The organism is Nonomuraea soli, assembly GCF_013761175.1.
GTDB classification, from domain to species: Bacteria; Actinomycetota; Actinomycetes; order Streptosporangiales; family Streptosporangiaceae; genus Nonomuraea; species Nonomuraea soli.
In genome coordinates, this window is record NZ_JACDUR010000008.1 from 460,787 (window position 1) to 476,400 (window position 15,614).

16 protein-coding genes are annotated in these 15,614 nt (G+C 71.1%); 8 read left to right on the top strand and 8 right to left on the bottom strand.

What is annotated here, in order from left to right; translation table 11 throughout:
- Nucleotides 1-87: 87 nt before the first annotated feature.
- Nucleotides 88-1,530 (bottom strand): RNB domain-containing ribonuclease, encoded by a 1,443-nt coding sequence (locus HNR30_RS38335; protein ID WP_181615030.1) that lies wholly within the window; start codon nucleotides 1,528-1,530, stop codon nucleotides 88-90.
- Nucleotides 1,531-1,657: 127 nt separating this feature from the next.
- Between HNR30_RS38335 and HNR30_RS38340 the strand changes: the two genes are divergently transcribed.
- Together HNR30_RS38340 and HNR30_RS38345 are read left to right on the top strand one after the other, a co-directional pair.
- Nucleotides 1,658-2,059, top strand: a complete 402-nt coding sequence (locus HNR30_RS38340) for a hypothetical protein (protein WP_181615031.1) — start codon at nucleotides 1,658-1,660, stop codon at nucleotides 2,057-2,059.
- Nucleotides 2,052-3,134, top strand: coding sequence for a hypothetical protein (locus HNR30_RS38345; RefSeq protein ID WP_181615032.1), 1,083 nt, complete (start codon nucleotides 2,052-2,054; stop codon nucleotides 3,132-3,134). Before HNR30_RS38340 ends, HNR30_RS38345 begins: the two co-directional genes overlap by 8 nt.
- A gap of 37 nt (nucleotides 3,135-3,171) precedes the next feature.
- Here the strand turns inward: HNR30_RS38345 and HNR30_RS38350 are convergent, their stop codons facing one another.
- Nucleotides 3,172-4,074 carry a 5'-3' exonuclease gene (locus HNR30_RS38350; protein ID WP_181615222.1) on the bottom strand — a complete coding sequence of 301 codons (903 nt, stop codon included), beginning with the start codon at nucleotides 4,072-4,074 and terminating at the stop codon, nucleotides 3,172-3,174.
- Nucleotides 4,075-4,136: 62 nt separating this feature from the next.
- A complete protein-coding gene (locus HNR30_RS38355) occupies nucleotides 4,137-5,372 on the bottom strand; it encodes a PP2C family protein-serine/threonine phosphatase (protein ID WP_181615033.1) in 1,236 nt (411 codons plus the stop codon).
- A gap of 144 nt (nucleotides 5,373-5,516) precedes the next feature.
- Here HNR30_RS38355 and HNR30_RS38360 point away from each other — a divergent pair, with 144 nt between their 5' ends.
- The 6 genes from HNR30_RS38360 (at nucleotide 5,517) to HNR30_RS38385 (ending at nucleotide 10,128) form a co-directional block, all read left to right on the top strand.
- A complete protein-coding gene (locus HNR30_RS38360; RefSeq protein WP_181615034.1) occupies nucleotides 5,517-6,626 on the top strand; it encodes a M24 family metallopeptidase in 1,110 nt (369 codons plus the stop codon).
- A gap of 36 nt (nucleotides 6,627-6,662) precedes the next feature.
- Nucleotides 6,663-7,325 (top strand): AIM24 family protein, encoded by a 663-nt coding sequence (locus HNR30_RS38365; protein WP_181615035.1) that lies wholly within the window; start codon nucleotides 6,663-6,665, stop codon nucleotides 7,323-7,325.
- A 344-nt stretch (nucleotides 7,326-7,669) separates the two neighbouring features.
- Nucleotides 7,670-8,008, top strand: a complete 339-nt coding sequence (locus HNR30_RS38370) for an RNA polymerase sigma factor (RefSeq protein WP_312894944.1) — start codon at nucleotides 7,670-7,672, stop codon at nucleotides 8,006-8,008.
- Nucleotides 8,005-8,964 (top strand): hypothetical protein, encoded by a 960-nt coding sequence (locus tag HNR30_RS38375; protein WP_181615036.1) that lies wholly within the window; start codon nucleotides 8,005-8,007, stop codon nucleotides 8,962-8,964. The genes HNR30_RS38370 and HNR30_RS38375 overlap by 4 nt, the downstream gene beginning before the upstream one ends.
- 142 nt (nucleotides 8,965-9,106) lie before the next feature.
- Nucleotides 9,107-9,652: a GTP-binding protein gene (locus HNR30_RS38380; protein ID WP_181615037.1), complete on the top strand. Its 546-nt coding sequence runs from the start codon at nucleotides 9,107-9,109 to the stop codon at nucleotides 9,650-9,652.
- A gap of 17 nt (nucleotides 9,653-9,669) precedes the next feature.
- Nucleotides 9,670-10,128, top strand: a complete 459-nt coding sequence (locus tag HNR30_RS38385) for an Lrp/AsnC family transcriptional regulator (protein WP_181615038.1) — start codon at nucleotides 9,670-9,672, stop codon at nucleotides 10,126-10,128.
- Between the two features lie 52 nt (nucleotides 10,129-10,180).
- Here the strand turns inward: HNR30_RS38385 and HNR30_RS38390 are convergent, their stop codons facing one another.
- Genes HNR30_RS38390 through HNR30_RS38410 form a run of 5 tightly spaced genes read right to left on the bottom strand, consistent with a single transcriptional unit; the run spans nucleotide 10,181 to nucleotide 15,591 of the window.
- Entirely contained in the window at nucleotides 10,181-11,161 is a 981-nt protein-coding gene (locus HNR30_RS38390) for an N-acetylglucosamine kinase (protein WP_181615039.1), read from the bottom strand.
- Entirely contained in the window at nucleotides 11,152-12,396 is a 1,245-nt protein-coding gene (locus HNR30_RS38395) for a 6-phospho-beta-glucosidase (RefSeq protein ID WP_181615040.1), read from the bottom strand. The genes HNR30_RS38390 and HNR30_RS38395 overlap by 10 nt, the downstream gene beginning before the upstream one ends.
- On the bottom strand, nucleotides 12,393-13,286 hold the full coding sequence (locus HNR30_RS38400; RefSeq protein ID WP_181615041.1) for a carbohydrate ABC transporter permease: 894 nt from the start codon (nucleotides 13,284-13,286) through the stop codon (nucleotides 12,393-12,395). The genes HNR30_RS38395 and HNR30_RS38400 overlap by 4 nt, the downstream gene beginning before the upstream one ends.
- Entirely contained in the window at nucleotides 13,286-14,230 is a 945-nt protein-coding gene (locus HNR30_RS38405) for a carbohydrate ABC transporter permease (RefSeq protein ID WP_181615042.1), read from the bottom strand. The genes HNR30_RS38400 and HNR30_RS38405 overlap by 1 nt, the downstream gene beginning before the upstream one ends.
- Before the next feature lie 2 nt (nucleotides 14,231-14,232).
- Nucleotides 14,233-15,591, bottom strand: coding sequence for an ABC transporter substrate-binding protein (locus HNR30_RS38410; protein ID WP_312894947.1), 1,359 nt, complete (start codon nucleotides 15,589-15,591; stop codon nucleotides 14,233-14,235).
- Nucleotides 15,592-15,614 lie beyond the last annotated feature (23 nt).

A 15,614-nucleotide genomic window follows, 5' to 3' on the forward strand; every position in this document is an offset into this window, starting at 1 on the left:
TGAGCCCGTGGCTCTCAGGGGCCGTATCCGGAGCGGGTCTACCCCTCGGGGCGCGTGCAGCGGCGTCCGCCCCGGGTGGTGGATCCTCTAAGCGAGGGTGAAGCGCACCTCGCGGGTGGACGGGTCGGCCTTGACCAGGCGTACGGTCACGCGCTCGCCCAGCGGCAGCGACTCGCCGTCGCAGCGGGCGATCACCGCGGGGTCGAGCAGCTGGACGAGCCCGCCCTTGCGCCGCTCGTCGATGTCGATCACCGCGGCCTCGAAGGTGTGCCCCACCCGATCACGCAGCACGAACGACTCGACCAGGTCGATGCAGGCTCGGTCGACGGCGTTGGCCCGGCGCCCGGTGGTCGACATGATCTCCGGCACCTCCGGCAGCGCTTCCTGGACGTCGTCGGGGACCGGCTCGCCCGCCGCGACCGCCAGGCAGATCTCGGCCGCGTAGCGGTCGGCCAGGCGGCGCAGCGGAGCGGTGACGTGGGCGTACGGCGCCGCGACGGCCGTGTGGTCGGCGTGGGAGGGCGGCGCCCCGTTGAAGGCGACGTAGCCACTTCCGCGCAGCAGCACCTTGGACTCCTGCAGGAACGCCGCCTGCTGCGGCTTGCCGGGGTCGAGGTCGTGCACCACGGCGCCGTACGTGGCGCCCTCCGGCCACGGCACGTCGAGCGCCGCCGCCACGCGGCGCACCTTGGCCAGGTCGGACGAGTGCGGCGGCGGCAGCACGCGGAGCAGCCCCAGTTCGGCGTCGAGCATCATCGCCGCGGCGGCCATGCCGGTCATCAGCGAGATCTGCGCGTTCCACGCCTCGGAGGGCAGGGGCACGCGGTACTCCAGCCGGAAGTCCTCGCGCTCCCTGGCCGCCGCGTCGAGCGCGACGATCTCCTGCTCGGGCGTGGGCAGCGTGACGCCGCCGCGTTCGCGCTCCAGCTCCAGCCGGAGCCGGCCGACCTGGGCCAGCAGGCGCAGGGTGCCGTCGGCGGTTCCGGTGTCGACGGCGGCCTGGACGTAGTCGTAGTCGAGGCGCTCGCGGCTGCGCACCAGGCCGCGCTGGACGTCGGCGCCGATGGTGCGCCCTTCGGCGTCGAGGTCGATGCGCCAGACCGCGGCCAGCCGGTCGGCTCCGGGCAGCAGGCTGGCCGCTCCCTCCGACAGCACTTGCGGGTGCAGCGGCACCTTGCCGTCGGGCAGGTAGACGGTCTCGCCGCGCTGGCGTGCCTCGGCGTCGAGCGCGCTGCCGGGCCGTACGTAGGCCGCGACGTCGGCGATGGCGTACCAGACGCGGTAGCCCTGGCCGAGCTGCTCGATGCAGAGCGCCTGGTCGAGGTCCATGGAGCCGGGCGGGTCGATGGTGACGAAGGGCAGATCGGTCAGGTCGCGGCCGGTGTGGGCCGGGGAGGTGGCCATCCACTCGGCCTCGTCGAGCGCGGCCTGGGAGAAGGCCGCCGGGAGGTGCTGCTCGCGGCGGATGCGCTCGAAACCCTCGGTCAGCTTGCGATGCGCCTGCTCCGGCACCCGGATTCTGGTCGACACGGGATCAACCTATCGGGTGCGGGGCCTTCCGGCAGGCGAGCACCGCTGCGGAGCCTCGTCAAGATCTTTCCTTTTCGTCCCGTTCTGCTTGGCTTTGGGATTAACGATCTATTCGAGGAGGTGACACTTGCTGACCAGACGGTTAGCCAGGTGGGCCGCGGCGGTCTGCCTGGTGATGGGGATGTGCCTGGTCGGGGTGCCGCCGGCGCACGCGGGAACCAGCGGCATCACCTACAACGGCAACGGCAGCGCGTACGCCGGGTTCATCGACGACGCCGCCTACTGGTGCAACTCCGGCTGGGAGATGGTCTACCTGGAGGACACCGTGGCCGACGGCCTCGGGGTGCGCGCCTACGTGAACGGCTACTTCTACTACGACTACACCGGCGGCGCCTCGGGCGGCGGAGGTGACCACTGCTACAACTTCAGCGAGTGGAACAACGTCTCCTTGCAGGCCTGCAGCCGTAACGCCGTCAACGGCACGATCCGGCTGTCGAACTGGGGCCCGACGGAGGGCTACTATGCGTGAGCTCCCCAAGTGGGCCCTGGCGGCCGCCGCGGTGGCGGTCGTGGCCGGAGGCGGCGCCTGGGTGGCCGGGACCGGCGCGCAGGCGCCCCGCCCAGCGGGTATGGCGGGTCCGGCGGTCGCTCAGGTCGCCGTCATCCCCGACGCGCAGAGTCTGTGGCCGCGGGCGGTCCACCGTGTCCCGAGGACGTTGCCCGAGGGCGGCCAGGTCGTGCCCAGGCTGCTGCTCGACTCCACGACCCTGCTGTTCACGGCGGAGTCGAGCTTCGAGCGGGCCGACGCCCTCCTGACCTACGACCTGGCCTCGGGCCGGGTGACCAGGCTCGCCGACATCCCGGTGCCCGAGGGTTCGACCGTTTTCGCCTCCGACTTCGCCGCCGGTGACGGCGAAGTCGTCTGGTGGACGGCGCGAAAGGGCCGCGAGGGCGCTCTCGTGGAGATCTGGAGAGTCCCGGTGAGCGGCGGGACGGCCGAGGTGGCCCTGTCCATGACGGCCAGGGATCGCTCGGGGTACCCGACGGCGCTGGCTGTCGCCGACAAGAAGATCGTCTACTCCCTCGGGGCGGGCGGGGTCTACCGGGGCACGCGGCTCGTGCCCGGCACGGAGGGCCGGTATCTGCTGAACTGGCCGTGGATCGGCTCGCCGGGGCCGCGCCCGCACGGCGACGGCAGCTTCGCCTCGGTGCGCAACCTGCGCACCGGCCAGACGCGCGAGGCGGCCACGGCGGCCGCGGGCAAGATCGTGGCCTGTGGCTTCACCAAGTGCCTGCACGCGGCCGAGCAGGGGCGCTCCAGCACGCTGGTCGCCGCCGACGGCAGCAGCACCCCGCTGCCGATCGTGGCGGGCGGGGTGCCCCGCCGCCTGCTGAAGGACCGCTTCCTGGCCACCGCCGCCCCCGAGGCCGGCCGGCGCAGGCCGGTCCTGTGGGACGTGGACCGGGGCGTGGCGGGGGCGCTGGGACCCGCCAAGGGCCCGGCCGAGCCCTTCGAGGGTGCGTGGGCGATGCCCGACGGCAGGACCGTCGGCCTCAAGCTGGACAAGGAGTGGGTGATCGTGGACCTGGAGGCGATCAGCTAGCGGACCTGGAGGCATCTGCCAGCAGGCCTGGGAGGCATCAGCCGGCGGACTTGGCCAGCTCGTTGAGCAGCCGGTTGAGCGGGCTGTTGAGGTCGTAGCGGTCCGCCAGCCGTACGAGGGCCTCGGGGTCCTTGGGGGCGGCGGGCAGGGTCAGGTCGGCGTCGGGGAGCGGGGCGTCGGAGGCGACCTCGACCACGGCGGGGGCCACGGACAGGTAGTCGCGCGCGGCGGCCAGCTTGAGCCTGGCCCCGGCCGGGAAGCCTTCCGTGACCCCGCCGTCGAGCGCCTCCATGAGGTGGTGCAGCGAGCCGAAGCGGGTGATGAGCGAGGCGGCGGTCTTCTCGCCCACGCCCGCGACGCCGGGCAGGCCGTCGCTGGGGTCGCCGCGCAGGGTGGCGAAGTCGGCGTAGCCGCGGCCGGGGATGCCGTACTTCTCGCTGACGAAGCCCTCGTCGACCACCTGGAGGTTGCGGATGCCGCGCGCGGTGTAGAGGACTCGCACCGGCCGGCTGTCGTCGACGAGCTGGAACAGGTCGCGGTCGCCGGTGACGATGTCGACGGCGCCCTTGGAGCGGTGGGTCAGGGTGCCGATGACGTCGTCGGCCTCGTAGCCCTCGCACTCCAGGCGCGCGATGCCCAGGGCGTCGAGAACCTGCTCGATCACGGGGATCTGCGGCACCAGGGTGTCGGGGACCTCCTCGACGTCGCCGTGGGCCACCCGGTGGGCCTTGTAGGTGGGGATCGCCGACACCCGGAAGGCGGGCCTCCAGTCGGCGTCCATCGTCGCCACCAGCTCGGCCGGCCGGTATTGCCGAACCAGGGTGGCGATCATGTCGATCAGGCCGCGCACGGCGTTGACCGGCATGCCGTCGGGCGCGGTCATCGACTCGGGGATGCCGTAGAAGGCGCGGAAATACAGCGACGGGGTGTCGAGCAGCATCAGCACCGGACCAGTATGCCGGTGCCCACCGACAATGGCGCGGAGGCGGAGGGCCCCGGTCGTCAGGCGAGCATGCCGATGGCCAGCAGGCAGGCGTCGTCTTCCGGGTTGGGCCCGCCGATGGCCTCCAGGAGCCGGTCGAGCCCGGCGTCGAGGTCGAAGGGCGGCAGCTCGCGGGCGGCGCCCACGGCCAGCTCGAGCCCGGCGTCGAGGTCGCGGGTGCGCCGCTCGACCAGGCCGTCGGTGAACAGCAGCAGCACGTCGCCCTCCTGCAGCTGGGTGACGGCCAGGTGGTACGGCTGGTCGCAGGTGGCGCCGAGCAGCACCCCGCGCGGCGCGATGAGCTGGTGGGCGCGCCCGTCGCGGACCAGGATCGGCGCCAGGTGCCCGGCCTGGCCCCAGGTGAAGGTCCGGCTGACCGGGTCGAGGTGGCCCAGTACGCAGGTGGCGGTGGTGTCGTCGAGGCGGTGCATGACCAGTTCGTTGAGCCAGCCCAGCAGCCGGTCGGCGGGCTGGCCCGTCATGGTCAGGCCCACCAGTGCGTGGCGCAGCTGCGCCATGTGGGCGATGGCGGGCAGGCCGTGCCCGGAGACGTCGCCGATGGCCAGTAGCACCCGCCCGTCGGGTAGCGCGGCGGCCTCGAACCAGTCGCCGCCCAGCGAGGCGGTCTTCTCGGCGGGCACGTAGCGGACGGCGACACGGGTGCGGGTCAGGTCGAGGTAGCCGGAGTGGGCGGGCAGGATCGCCTCGCGCAGGGTCAGCATGACGGTGCGGTCCTCGGCCGCCTTCTCCCGCTCCACCAGCAGCTGGCGGCGCGACTCGCTCATCATGCGCTCGGCGCGGCGGCGGCCGGTGATGTCCTGGATGACGCCGTGCACGCCGGTGGGCCCGTCGGGGGCCTGCAGCGGCTCCAGCACCATCCGCACGTTGCGCACCTCGTCACCGCGCCGGATGCGGAACTCCGCGTGACCCGCGGCTCCGCCCTGTTCCAGGGTCGCCAGCAGCCGGTCGAGGGCCTGCTCGTCGCCGGGCTCGACGTAGGCGGCGAGCTCGGCCAGGGCGACGGGACCGCTCGCGCGGTCCCTGCCGAAGATCACGTAGACGTGATCGGACCAGATGATCTCACCGGTGCGCGCGTCCCATCGGACCCAGCCCATGTTGCCCAGACGCTGGGCATGGGCCAGCTGGACGGACAGCAGCGCGGCGTCACGCTCGGCGGCCTGCTGTTCGGTGAGCTGCTTGACCAGCTCGGCCGCGGTCAGCGGGCGGTCTTGCGACGAGGGTACGACGCCGACCATATGACTCACTCTCAAACCTCAACGGAACAGGACAATTGCCCCCACAGTACGTGATCGCCCTTGAACGGAGTGTAGCGATAGCTTGCCGTGTTGTGAGAGCTTTTCGTGGATTTTGCCTGCCTGCGCCGGAGTAGATTTGAGCCCGTGACTGACGCAGAGCTGTATCCCGTGTCCCGACTTTCCGCAGTTCAGCAGGCGACCGCCCAGGCCGGGCTCGACGCCCTGCTGCTGACGCCCGGCCCCGACCTGCGCTACGTCAGCGGCTACGAGGCGCTGCCCCTGGAGCGTTTGACCTGCCTGGTGGTGCCCGCGTCGGGCGAGTCCTTCATGATGGTGCCACGACTGGAGCTCCCCGCGGCGCAGGCCTCGCCCGCGTCTCGGCTCGGGCTCGACTTCGTGGCCTGGGACGAGACCGACGACCCGTACGCCGTGGTCGCCTCAAGGCTCGGCCGGGTGGGCACCGTGGGCCTGGCCGACCGCATGTGGGCGATGGCCTCGCTGCGCTTCCGCGACGCCATGCCCGGCACCGAGCAGGTGCTGGCCGGCAGCGTGTTGCGCGAGCTGCGCATGCGCAAGTCGCGCGTCGAGGTCGACGCGCTGCGCGAGGCGGGCGCCGCGATCGACGCCGTGCACCGCCTGGTGCCCGGATTCCTCAAGGCCGGGCGCACCGAGCGCGAGGTGGGCAAGGACATCCACGACGCCATCCTGGCGGCCGGTCACGCCACCGTCGACTTCGTCATCGTCGCCTCGGGGCCCAACGGCGCCAGCCCCCACCACGAGGTCTCCGACCGCGTCATCCAGCCGGGCGAGCCGGTCGTGGTCGACATCGGCGGCCAGTTCCACAGCGGCTACTGCTCCGACTCCACCCGCACCTACTGCGTGGGCGAGCCGCCCGCCGACTTCGCCGAGTACTACGCCGTGCTGCGGGCCGCGCAGGACGCCGCGTGCGCCGCCGTACGGCCGGGCGTGTCGTGCGAGTCGATCGACGCCGCGGCCCGCGACGTGATCGCCTCCGCCGGGTTCGGGTCGTACTTCATCCACCGCACCGGCCACGGCATCGGCATCGAGACGCACGAGGAGCCCTACATCGTCTCCGGCAACACCGAGGTGCTGGAGCCCGGCTTCGCCTTCTCCGTCGAGCCCGGCATTTACCTGCCCGGACGGCACGGCGCGCGCATCGAGGACATCGTCGTGTGCACCGCCGACGGCGGCGAGCGCCTCAACAACACGACCCGGGACCTGGTCATCGTCTAGGGGAACGGGTGACGCCTCGATGGCGTTGATCCCAGCATGCGTAGTTCCGTCTTCGGCAACCTCGATCCCCAGCACGCCCCGCCCGGTTTCGCCCTGGCCAACTCCAAGATGCTGCGGGTGCAGCTTCCCGAGGTGCTGGCCAGGCAGGGCTCGATGGTCGCCTTCCAGGGGCAGATGACCTTCGACTACGAAGGCTCGGGCGGCATGGGCAAGCTGTTCAAGAAGGTCATGACCGGCGAGGGCGTGCCGCTGATGCGTGTGCGCGGCCAGGGCAGCCTCTACCTGGCCGACAACGCCGACGACATCTTCCTGTTCTACCTGGAGGACGAGGGCATCACGGTCAACGGCCGCAACCTGCTGGCCTTCGAGCCGCAGCTGAAGTGGGACATCAACCGCGTGCAGGGCGCGGGTGTGGCCGCGGGCGGGCTGTTCAACACCACCGTCACCGGCACCGGCTGGGTGGCGGTCACCGCCCACGGCACTCCCATCACGCTCGACGCCGGGCAGGCGCCCACCTTCGCCGACGGCCAGTCGGCGGTGTGCTGGAGCGCCTCCCTCCAGGTGGGGGTCAACCGCACGTTCAAGGCGAGCGCCATGATCGGGCGCGGCAGCGGCGAGGCCATGCAGCTGGCCTTCCAGGGGCAGGGTTTCGTGCTCGTCCAGGCGAGCGAGGGGCCGCCCGTCGTGTCGGCGTCCTGACGCGCTGAAGATTTCTCCACGAAGCGCGAAATGATGGCCGCCTGCCGTACATAGGCCTAGGTGTCCGCATGGAGGCGCTGAGCGAGGAGTCCGGCCCGTGTCCAACGAGCAGCCGCAGCAAGCACGGCTGGCCCGGTTCGAGGCCGTCTACCGGCACAACTACAGCCTGATCACCGCCTACGCCGCGCGCCGCTGCGCCTCTCCGCAGGACGCGGCGGACGTGGTCGCGGAGACCTTCACCGTCGCCTGGCGCCGGTCGGGCGAGTTGCCCGGCGGCGATCAGGCGACGTTGTGGTTGTATCAGAGCGGAGCTCTTCAACTTCGTATACGGCGTCGCACGCAAGGTGCTGGCCAACCACTTCCGCGGCGAGAACCGCAGGCAGGCGCGCACCGTCGAACTCGACGCCGAGCTGTCCGACCTGTACGCCGCCGCGCCCGAGCAGGGCGTCGAGGTGGCCGCGATCGGCGAGGTCTTCAGGGCGCTCGGCGACGACGACCGCGAACTGCTCGCCCTGGTCGCCTGGGAGGGGCTGGACCGCGAGCAGATCGCCGCCGCCATGGGGCTGTCGCGCAACGCCGTGCGGATCAGGTTGCACCGTGCGCGCAAGCGCTTCGCCCGCGCCCTGGCCGCGGCCGGGGTGCGCGGCGCCGATCAGACGCTGCAGATGGAGAGCTCGCTGTGAACGACGTCGACAAGATCACCGAGAAGCTCGCCAGGGTGGGGCGCGACCACCCGGGGGCGCCGGAGTCCGGCCCCGGCGCCCGCGCGCTGCTGGCGGCGATCACCGCGGACGAGCGGGAGAGCCCCGCGCCGCGTCGCCGGATCCCCGCCGCGCGGCTGGGCGTGGGCCTGGCGGCGGCCGCGGCGCTGGCCGTGGGCATCGTGGTCGGCCCGAGCCTGCTCGACGACCGTCCGGGCGTCAGCTCCTCCTACGCCGTCACCAGGTCGCCCGAGGGCATCGTGATCATCGAGGTACGCGACTTCGCCGACGCTCCGGGGCTGGCCAGGCGCCTGGCGGAGCTGGGCGTACCGGCCGTCGTCGACCTCGTCCCCGAGGGTTCGCGCTGCCGCGAGCCGCGCGGCGTCACGGTGGACGACATCCCCAAGGGGCTCTACTCCCTCCCGGAGAACATCACGGGCGACCCCCACGGGCCGGGGTGGCAGATGCGCATCGACACTCGCCTGTTCAGGCCGGGGGAGACGTTCGTGTGGACGATCTCCCCGCACGCCCATGGAGGCAGCTCGACCAGCACCATCCTGATGAAGGACCCGGTGGCGCCCTGCGTGCTGGAGGCCGATCCGAATCCGGGATCGCGCATGGTTCGGGGGCCCGCGCTCGCCGATCGTCAGGGCGGGCCGCTGGAGGGCTTCCGCTCCGACGAGAAGAGTGTCGGCGAGGTGCGGGCGGAGCTGGCCAGGCGCAAGCTGAAGGCCACCTACCTGATCGTGGACGTGCCCGAGGGCAACCCCGGCGGCTACGCGGAGAGCCCCGACCAGACCAGGACGGTCGGCGACGACTGGACGGTGTGGGAGGCCTTTGACACCGAGCCCGGGACGGTGCAGCTGCTGGTGACCGAGCGCCGCCACGACCGCAACCCGGTGTACGGCGGGCCGCGCGACGCCCTCCTGCCGGAGTAGGCCACGGCGGAAGGTTGACAAGGGATGTCAAATGGCCAACGAATCCACAAAGTGGAAAAATAGGTCTTGAGGGGCATTTGTGGCGTTGCTAGATTCTTGACCACTCTCCTGACTCGAGTAACACCTGCAGGGATGGTGCTCGATGCATGTCTCGCAAGTGCCGATGGCGATCAAGATCCTCATCGCGGGCGGCTTCGGCGCGGGCAAAACCACCCTCGTCGGGTCCATCTCCGAGACCAGACCCCTGCGCACGGAGGAGAGCATCAGCGGGTTCTCCGCGGTCGCCGGCAAGACCACCACGACGGTGGCCATGGACTACGGGCGCCTGACCATCCGCGACCAGTACACGCTCTACCTGTTCGGCACCCCGGGCCAGGAGAGGTTCTGGTTCGTCTGGGACGAGCTGGCCTCCGGCGCGATCGGCGCCGTCGTCCTCGCCGACGTGCACCGCCTGGCCGACTGCTTTCCCGCCGTCGACTACTTCGAGCAGAACCGCACGCCCTTCATCGTGGCGCTCAACAGGTTCGAGGACCTGCCCGAGCTCGAGGTGAGCAGGGTACGGCAGGCACTGGACCTGCCCGACGACATCCCGATCGTGCTGTGCGACGCCCGCAGGCGCGAATCCGGCAAGGAAGTCCTCATCGCCCTGCTCCAGCACGCCCTCACACGCACCGGCACACCCGCCTGACCCGATACCTTTGCCCCATGGAGGAGATCGACCGCCGCATCGTCACGCTCCTGGCCAAGGACGGCCGGATGAGCTTCACCGATCTGGCCAAGGAGACGGGCCTGTCGGTGTCGGCCGTGCACCAGCGGGTGCGCCGCCTGGAGAAGCGGGGTGTGCTGCGGGGCTACACGGCCGTGATCGACCACGACGCGATCGGGCTGCCGATGACCGCGTTCGTGTCGATCAAACCGATCGACCCCGCCGCCCCCGACGACGCCCCCGACCGCCTGGCCCACCTGGCCGAGATCGAGGCCTGCCACAGCGTGGCCGGTGACGAGAGCTACATCCTCAAGGTCAGGGTGGCCTCGCCGCACGGGCTGGAGGACCTGCTGCAGCGCATCCGCGCGGCGGCCAACGTCTCCACCCGCACCACCGTGGTGCTGAGCACCCCCTACGAGCACCGCCCGCCCCGGTTCGACGTCGACGGCGACCGGTGAGCACAAGACCTCCACGTCCCCGCGCGGGCGAAGACGTGGAGGTCCGACGGGGTCAGCGATGCGGGGCGAAGTGCTCCCGCAGCCGCTCCTTGGCCTCCTGCGCGGCCCCCAGGTGCTCCATGCCCAGCAGCGCCGCCCCCACCAGCGGGGGCACGTCGGCCACGACCGGCTTGGCCTGCGGGGCACGCGCGGCGAAGCGCTCGTCGAGCAGGCCGTCGAGCAGGGTGTGCCGGGCGGTCAGGATCCCGCCGCCGAGCACCACCTCGGTCGGCGTCTCCAGCAGTCCCAGCCGCCGCAGGCACGTCTCGGCCATGGCGACCACCTCGTCGGCCTGCCGTACCACCAGCGACCTGGCCACCTCGTCGCGGTCGGCCACCGAGAACAGGCCGGGGGCCAGCTCCAGCAACCGGGTCGGCCGCACGCGGCCGAAGTGCAGCTCCAGCACGAGTTCTGCGACGGTGGCGACGCCGAAGTGCGAACGGACCACGTCGACCAGCGCCGTGGCGGGCCCGCGGCCGTCCTCGCCGCGCGCGGCGTGCCACAGCACCTCCTCACCCAGCACCTGCCCGCCGCCCCAGTCGCCGCTGATGGACCCCAGGGCGGGGAAGCGGGCGACCTGGCCGGTGGGGGAGACGCCGACGGCGTTCATGCCCGCCCCGCACACCACGGCCACGCCCCACGGGCCGGAGGCGCCGGCGCGCAGCAGCGCGAAGGTGTCGTTGGCGACCGTCGCACTGGAGGCCAGCCCGCGCGCCATGAGCTCGGCGTGCAGCTCCTCCTCCTCGACGGGCAGGTCGGCCCCGGCGAGGTAGGCGGCCAGATGCGTGGCGTACGGCGGGGCGGACGCGGCACCGCATGCCTGCCGTACCGCCTCCTCCAGGACGTCGACGGCCGCGCGCACGCCCGCGCTCTGCGGCTCGAACCCCGCCGACCGTCCGGTGCCCAGGACGGTGCCGTCCCCGGCGACCAGGGCGACGGCGGTCTTGCTGTTGCCGCCGTCGACGGCCAGCACGGTGCCGGCGTTCACACCCACGGCAGGTACCTGCCGTTGGCCTCCAGCAGCAACGTGGTCAGCTCGTCCGCGACGGCCAGCTGGCCGACCAGCGGGTGCGCCAGCAGGGCGTCGTGCACCCGATCGCGCCCCCCGTGCAGGGCCGCCTGCAGGGCCAGCTCCTCGTAGGCCGACACGTTCGCGATCAGCCCGCGATACAGCGGCTCGACCGGATCGACCGGCAGCGGGAGCGCTCCCGCGGACGAGATGCGTGCGGGGACCTCGATGACCGCGTCGTCGGGCAGGAACGGCAGCGTGCCGTTGTTGCGGGTGTTGACCACCTGCACGTCGCCCCGGCCGGAGGCCAGGGAGGCGACGAGCGCCACGGCGGCCTCGGAGTAGTAGGCGCCGCCGCGCTTGTCGAGCTGCGCGGGCTTGGTGTCGGCAGCGGGGTCGGCGTAGATCCGCAGCAGCTCGTCCTCCAGCGCCGCGACCTCCGCCGCCCGCGACGGCTTGCTGCGCTGCTCCTCGACCACCTGGTCGTGGGCGTAGAAGTAGCGCAGGTAGTAGGAGGGCACCACGCCGAGCCGGGTGATCAGCTCGAGCGGCAGGCCGAGCGAGTCGGCCATCTCCTGGTCCAGCAGCCGGGGCAGGACGTCCTCGCCGTCGAGGTACACCGCCCGTTCCCAGGTCAGGTGGTTGAGCCCGACATGGTCGAGCGTGATCCTGGAGTGCTCCACGCCGAGCCTGGCGGCGAAGCGGCGCTGGAACCCGATCGCCACGTTGCACAGCCCGATCGCGCGATGCCCGGCGTCGAGCAGGGCCCTGGTGACGATGCCGACCGGGTTGGTGAAGTCGACGATCCACGCCCCCGGCGCCCGCTCGCGGATGACCTCCGCCAGCTCCAGCACCACCGGGACCGTGCGCAGCGCCTTGGCCAGGCCGCCCGCTCCTGTGGTCTCCTGACCCACGCAGCCGCACCGCAGCGGCAGCGTCTCGTCGACGTCGCGGGCGGCCTGGCCGCCGACCCGCAGCTGCAGCAGGACGGCCGCCGCGTCCTCCACGCCGCGACGCAGCTCGGTCGTGGCGGTGACCGCGGCGTGATGGCCGGCGCGCGCCAGCATGCGCCGGGCCATGCCCGCGACCAGCTCCACCCGGTCGGCCGCCGGGTCGATCAGCGTGATCTCGGTGAGCGGGAGTTCCTCCCGCAATCGGGCGAACCCGTCGATCAGCTCGGGCGTGTACGTCGAGCCGCCCCCGACTACCGCGAGTTTCAACCCTTCACTCCTGTCAAGGTGACGCCCTCGATGAAGACTCTCTGGGCGAAGAAGAAGACGATGATCACAGGTGCCGTCACCAGCAGGGTGGCGGCCATGGTGAGGTTCCACTGCACGCTGTGGAAGGCCTTGAAGGTGGCCAGGCCCAGCGACAGGGTCCAGCTGCTCTGCTCACCCGGATCGGTGTAGAGCAGCGGCCCGTAGTAATCGTTCCAGCAGTAGAAGAAGGTGAACAGGGCCACCGCCGCGATCGCCGGGCGCGCCATGGGCAGGATCACCCGGATGAGCGTGCTGAAGTCCGTGCAGCCGTCCACGCGGGCGGCGTCGGTGTAGTCGCGCGGGATGGTGACCAGGAACTGCCGGAGCAGGAAGATCGAGAACGCGTCGCCGAGCAGCATCGGCAGGATCAGCGGCCAGAGCGTCCCGGTCAGCTCGAAGCGGGCCCACAGGGTGTAGACCGGCACGGCGACGACCTGAGGCGGCAGCATCATCATGGTGATGACCAGCAGGAAGGCCGCCTTCCTGCCGCGGAAGCGGAAGCGGGCCAGCGCGTAGGCCACCGGCACCGACGACAGCAGCATGAACACCGTGGCCGTCGCCGCGTAGACGAAGGTGTTGGCCGTCCACTGCAGCAGGTGCGACTTGGAGAAGACCTCGGAGAAGTTGGACCAGTTCCACTCCTGCGGCCACAGCGAGCTGGTCAGCGCCTGCTCGTCGGTCATGAGCGCGGTCAGCGCCACGAAGACGATGGGCGCGGCGAACATGATGGCCAGCGCGATGGCGATGGCGTGGGTGGCGATGAAGTACAGCGTGCGCCGCCTGCGGGTGCCGCTGCGCGGCACGGGCCTCGCGCGGTGCGAGGCCGGGCGCGCGGTCAACGTCGACGTCATCAGGACTCCTCGGCCTTGCGGAACTGCCGCAGCAGCATCAGCGTGAAGATCATCGCCGCGGCGAACAGCAGCAGCGCGTGGACCGAGGCCGCGCCCATCATCCAGTCGCGGAACCCGGTGTGGAACAGGTGCTGCGGCAGCGTGAGCAGCGACCCGTCCGGGTAGCCGGGGGTGAAGGTGCTGCCCGCCGAGTCGGTGCCGCCCGAGGCCACCCGGGAGGCGATCATCGCCTGGGTGAAGTACTGCAGGGCGTAGATGACCCCGGTGATGGCCGAGAACATCAGCACCGGCGAGATCATCGGCAGCGTGACGCTGCGGAACTGCCGCCAGGCCGAGGCGCCGTCGATGGCGGCCGCCTCGTACAGGTGCTTGGGCACGTCCAGCAGCGCCGCCAGGAAGATCATCATCGTGTTGCCGATGCCCCACATGCCCAGCAGCGTCAGGCTCGGCTTGGACCAGGCCGAGCTGCCGAACCAGTCGGGCCCCTCGATGCCGAAGAAGCCCAGGATCTGGTTGACCGGACCGGTGGCGGGGTTGAGCAGGAAGACGAAGGCGACCGTCCCGGCCACCAGCGGCACCAGCGAGGGCAGGTAGAAGATCGTGCGCAGGATGCCCGCGCCGGCCTTCACCTTGGTGAGCAGCTGCGCCATGCCCAGCGCGAACAGCAGCTGCGCCGGAACCATGAAGACCACCAGCCACAGCGTGTTGGCCGCCGACTGGATGACGAGCTGGTCGGAGAAGACGTAGGCCCAGTTGTCGAGGCCCACGTACTCCAGCGTGAACAGGTCGTAGCGATGGAAGGAGAAGAAGATGGTCGCCAGGAACGGATAGACGAAGAACAGCGACGTCCCGACGAGGAAGGGCGAGAGCCAGAGGAGAGCCTTCAGGCCCTCGCCGCGCCGCCCCCGTGACGGAGGGGGCGGTGCGGCGTGGGTGGCAGCCATGGTCAGCCTCCGGCCAGCTTCAGCTTGTCGTTGATGCGCTTGTCGACCTGGGCCATGGCGGCGTCGAGGTCCTTGACCTTGCCGGCCTCCCACTGGACCAGCAGGTTCTGCACCTCGGCCTGGTTGAAGACACTGTTGACCGAGGCAGGGACCGTCGTCGTCTTCGGGTGGTTGAAGATGTCGATGAAGGTCTTGAAGTTGTCGTCGACCAGCAGGTCGGGCGAGGCCGCCGCGTCCTTGGTGGTGGGAACGTTCCGCAGCTTGTTGGAGAGGGTCACCAGGCCCTCGGTGTCGGTGGTGAGGTACTTCAGCAGCTCCCAGGCGTGCTGCGGGTTCTTGGCGCCCTTCGGGACGCCGATGACGGTGCCGGCGGTGAAGCCGCTGCCGTGCAGGTCGGGCTTGTCGTCGGCGACCGGCAGGGGAGCGGTGCCGAACTTCAGGTCCTTGGTCGCCTCGGGGTTGGCGGCGATCATGCCAAGGCGCCACTCGCCGTCGAGGATCATGGCGACCTTGCCCTTGAAGAACGGGTGCTCGGCGCCCCACTCGTCACCCAGGCCCTTGCGGAACTTCTCCAGCTTGTCGTAGCCGTACCAGTCGACGAGCTCCTTCTGCCAGGTCATCAGCTGCTTCCACGCGGGGTCGGAGCCGATGGCCGAGGTGCCGTCCTCGTTGTACCACTTGGCCCCGGTCATCGGCGCCATGTGCGAGGCGGAGTTCTCGTAGTACTGGAAGCTGGGGATGAACCCGGCCACCTTGATGTCGCCGTTGGCGTCGCGGACGGTGAGCTTCTTGGTCAGCTCGGTCAGCTCGGTCAGCGTCTTGGGCGGCTGCTCGCCCTTCATCAGGTCGGTGTTGTAGAACATGCCGTAGGCGTCGGCCAGCAGCGGCATCGTGCACCGCTTGCCCTCGAACTCGGTGTAGGAGCGCGAGGTCGCCGGCAGCACGTTCAGGTCGATGCCGTCGGCCTTGATGACCTCCGTCAGATCCTGGAACGCTCCCGACTTGCACCATTGGGCGACGTTGTCGGTGGTGAACGAGGCGGCCAGGTCGGGCGCCTTGCCGCTGCGGACGGCCGCGGTGATCTGGTCGTCCTGGATGCCCTTCTTGGCGACGACCTTGATCTGCGGGAACTTCTTGGTGAAGCCGGCGATGGCCTCCTCGAAGGCCTTGACCTCCGAGTCGGCCGAGAAGCCGTGCCACAGCTCCAGGGTGGCGGGAGGCAGGGCCGCGGCGACCGGCTCGGAGCCGGTGGTGGTGGGTTTGGCCTGGGCGCCCAGGGTGGGCGCGGGTGCCTTGCCCGCGGTGCAGGCGGTCAGCGCCAGGGCCATGAGCCCGGCGGCCGCGAGGGGAGTCAAGCGCACGGGGGGTGCCTCCTGATCGTGTT

Excerpts from the sequence above, each read along its gene's own strand:
- HNR30_RS38400 (WP_181615041.1), bottom strand. The coding sequence starts at position 13,286 with ATGACGTCGACGTTGACCGCGCGCCCGGCCTCGCACCGCGCGAGGCCC.
- HNR30_RS38345 (WP_181615032.1), top strand. The coding sequence starts at position 2,052 with ATGCGTGAGCTCCCCAAGTGGGCCCTGGCGGCCGCCGCGGTGGCGGTC.
- HNR30_RS38405 (WP_181615042.1), bottom strand. The coding sequence starts at position 14,230 with ATGGCTGCCACCCACGCCGCACCGCCCCCTCCGTCACGGGGGCGGCGC.
- HNR30_RS38355 (WP_181615033.1), bottom strand. The coding sequence starts at position 5,372 with ATGGTCGGCGTCGTACCCTCGTCGCAAGACCGCCCGCTGACCGCGGCC.
- HNR30_RS38365 (WP_181615035.1), top strand. The coding sequence starts at position 6,663 with ATGCGTAGTTCCGTCTTCGGCAACCTCGATCCCCAGCACGCCCCGCCC.
- HNR30_RS38380 (WP_181615037.1), top strand. The coding sequence starts at position 9,107 with ATGCATGTCTCGCAAGTGCCGATGGCGATCAAGATCCTCATCGCGGGC.
- HNR30_RS38350 (WP_181615222.1), bottom strand. The coding sequence starts at position 4,074 with ATGCTGCTCGACACCCCGTCGCTGTATTTCCGCGCCTTCTACGGCATC.
- HNR30_RS38385 (WP_181615038.1), top strand. The coding sequence starts at position 9,670 with ATGGAGGAGATCGACCGCCGCATCGTCACGCTCCTGGCCAAGGACGGC.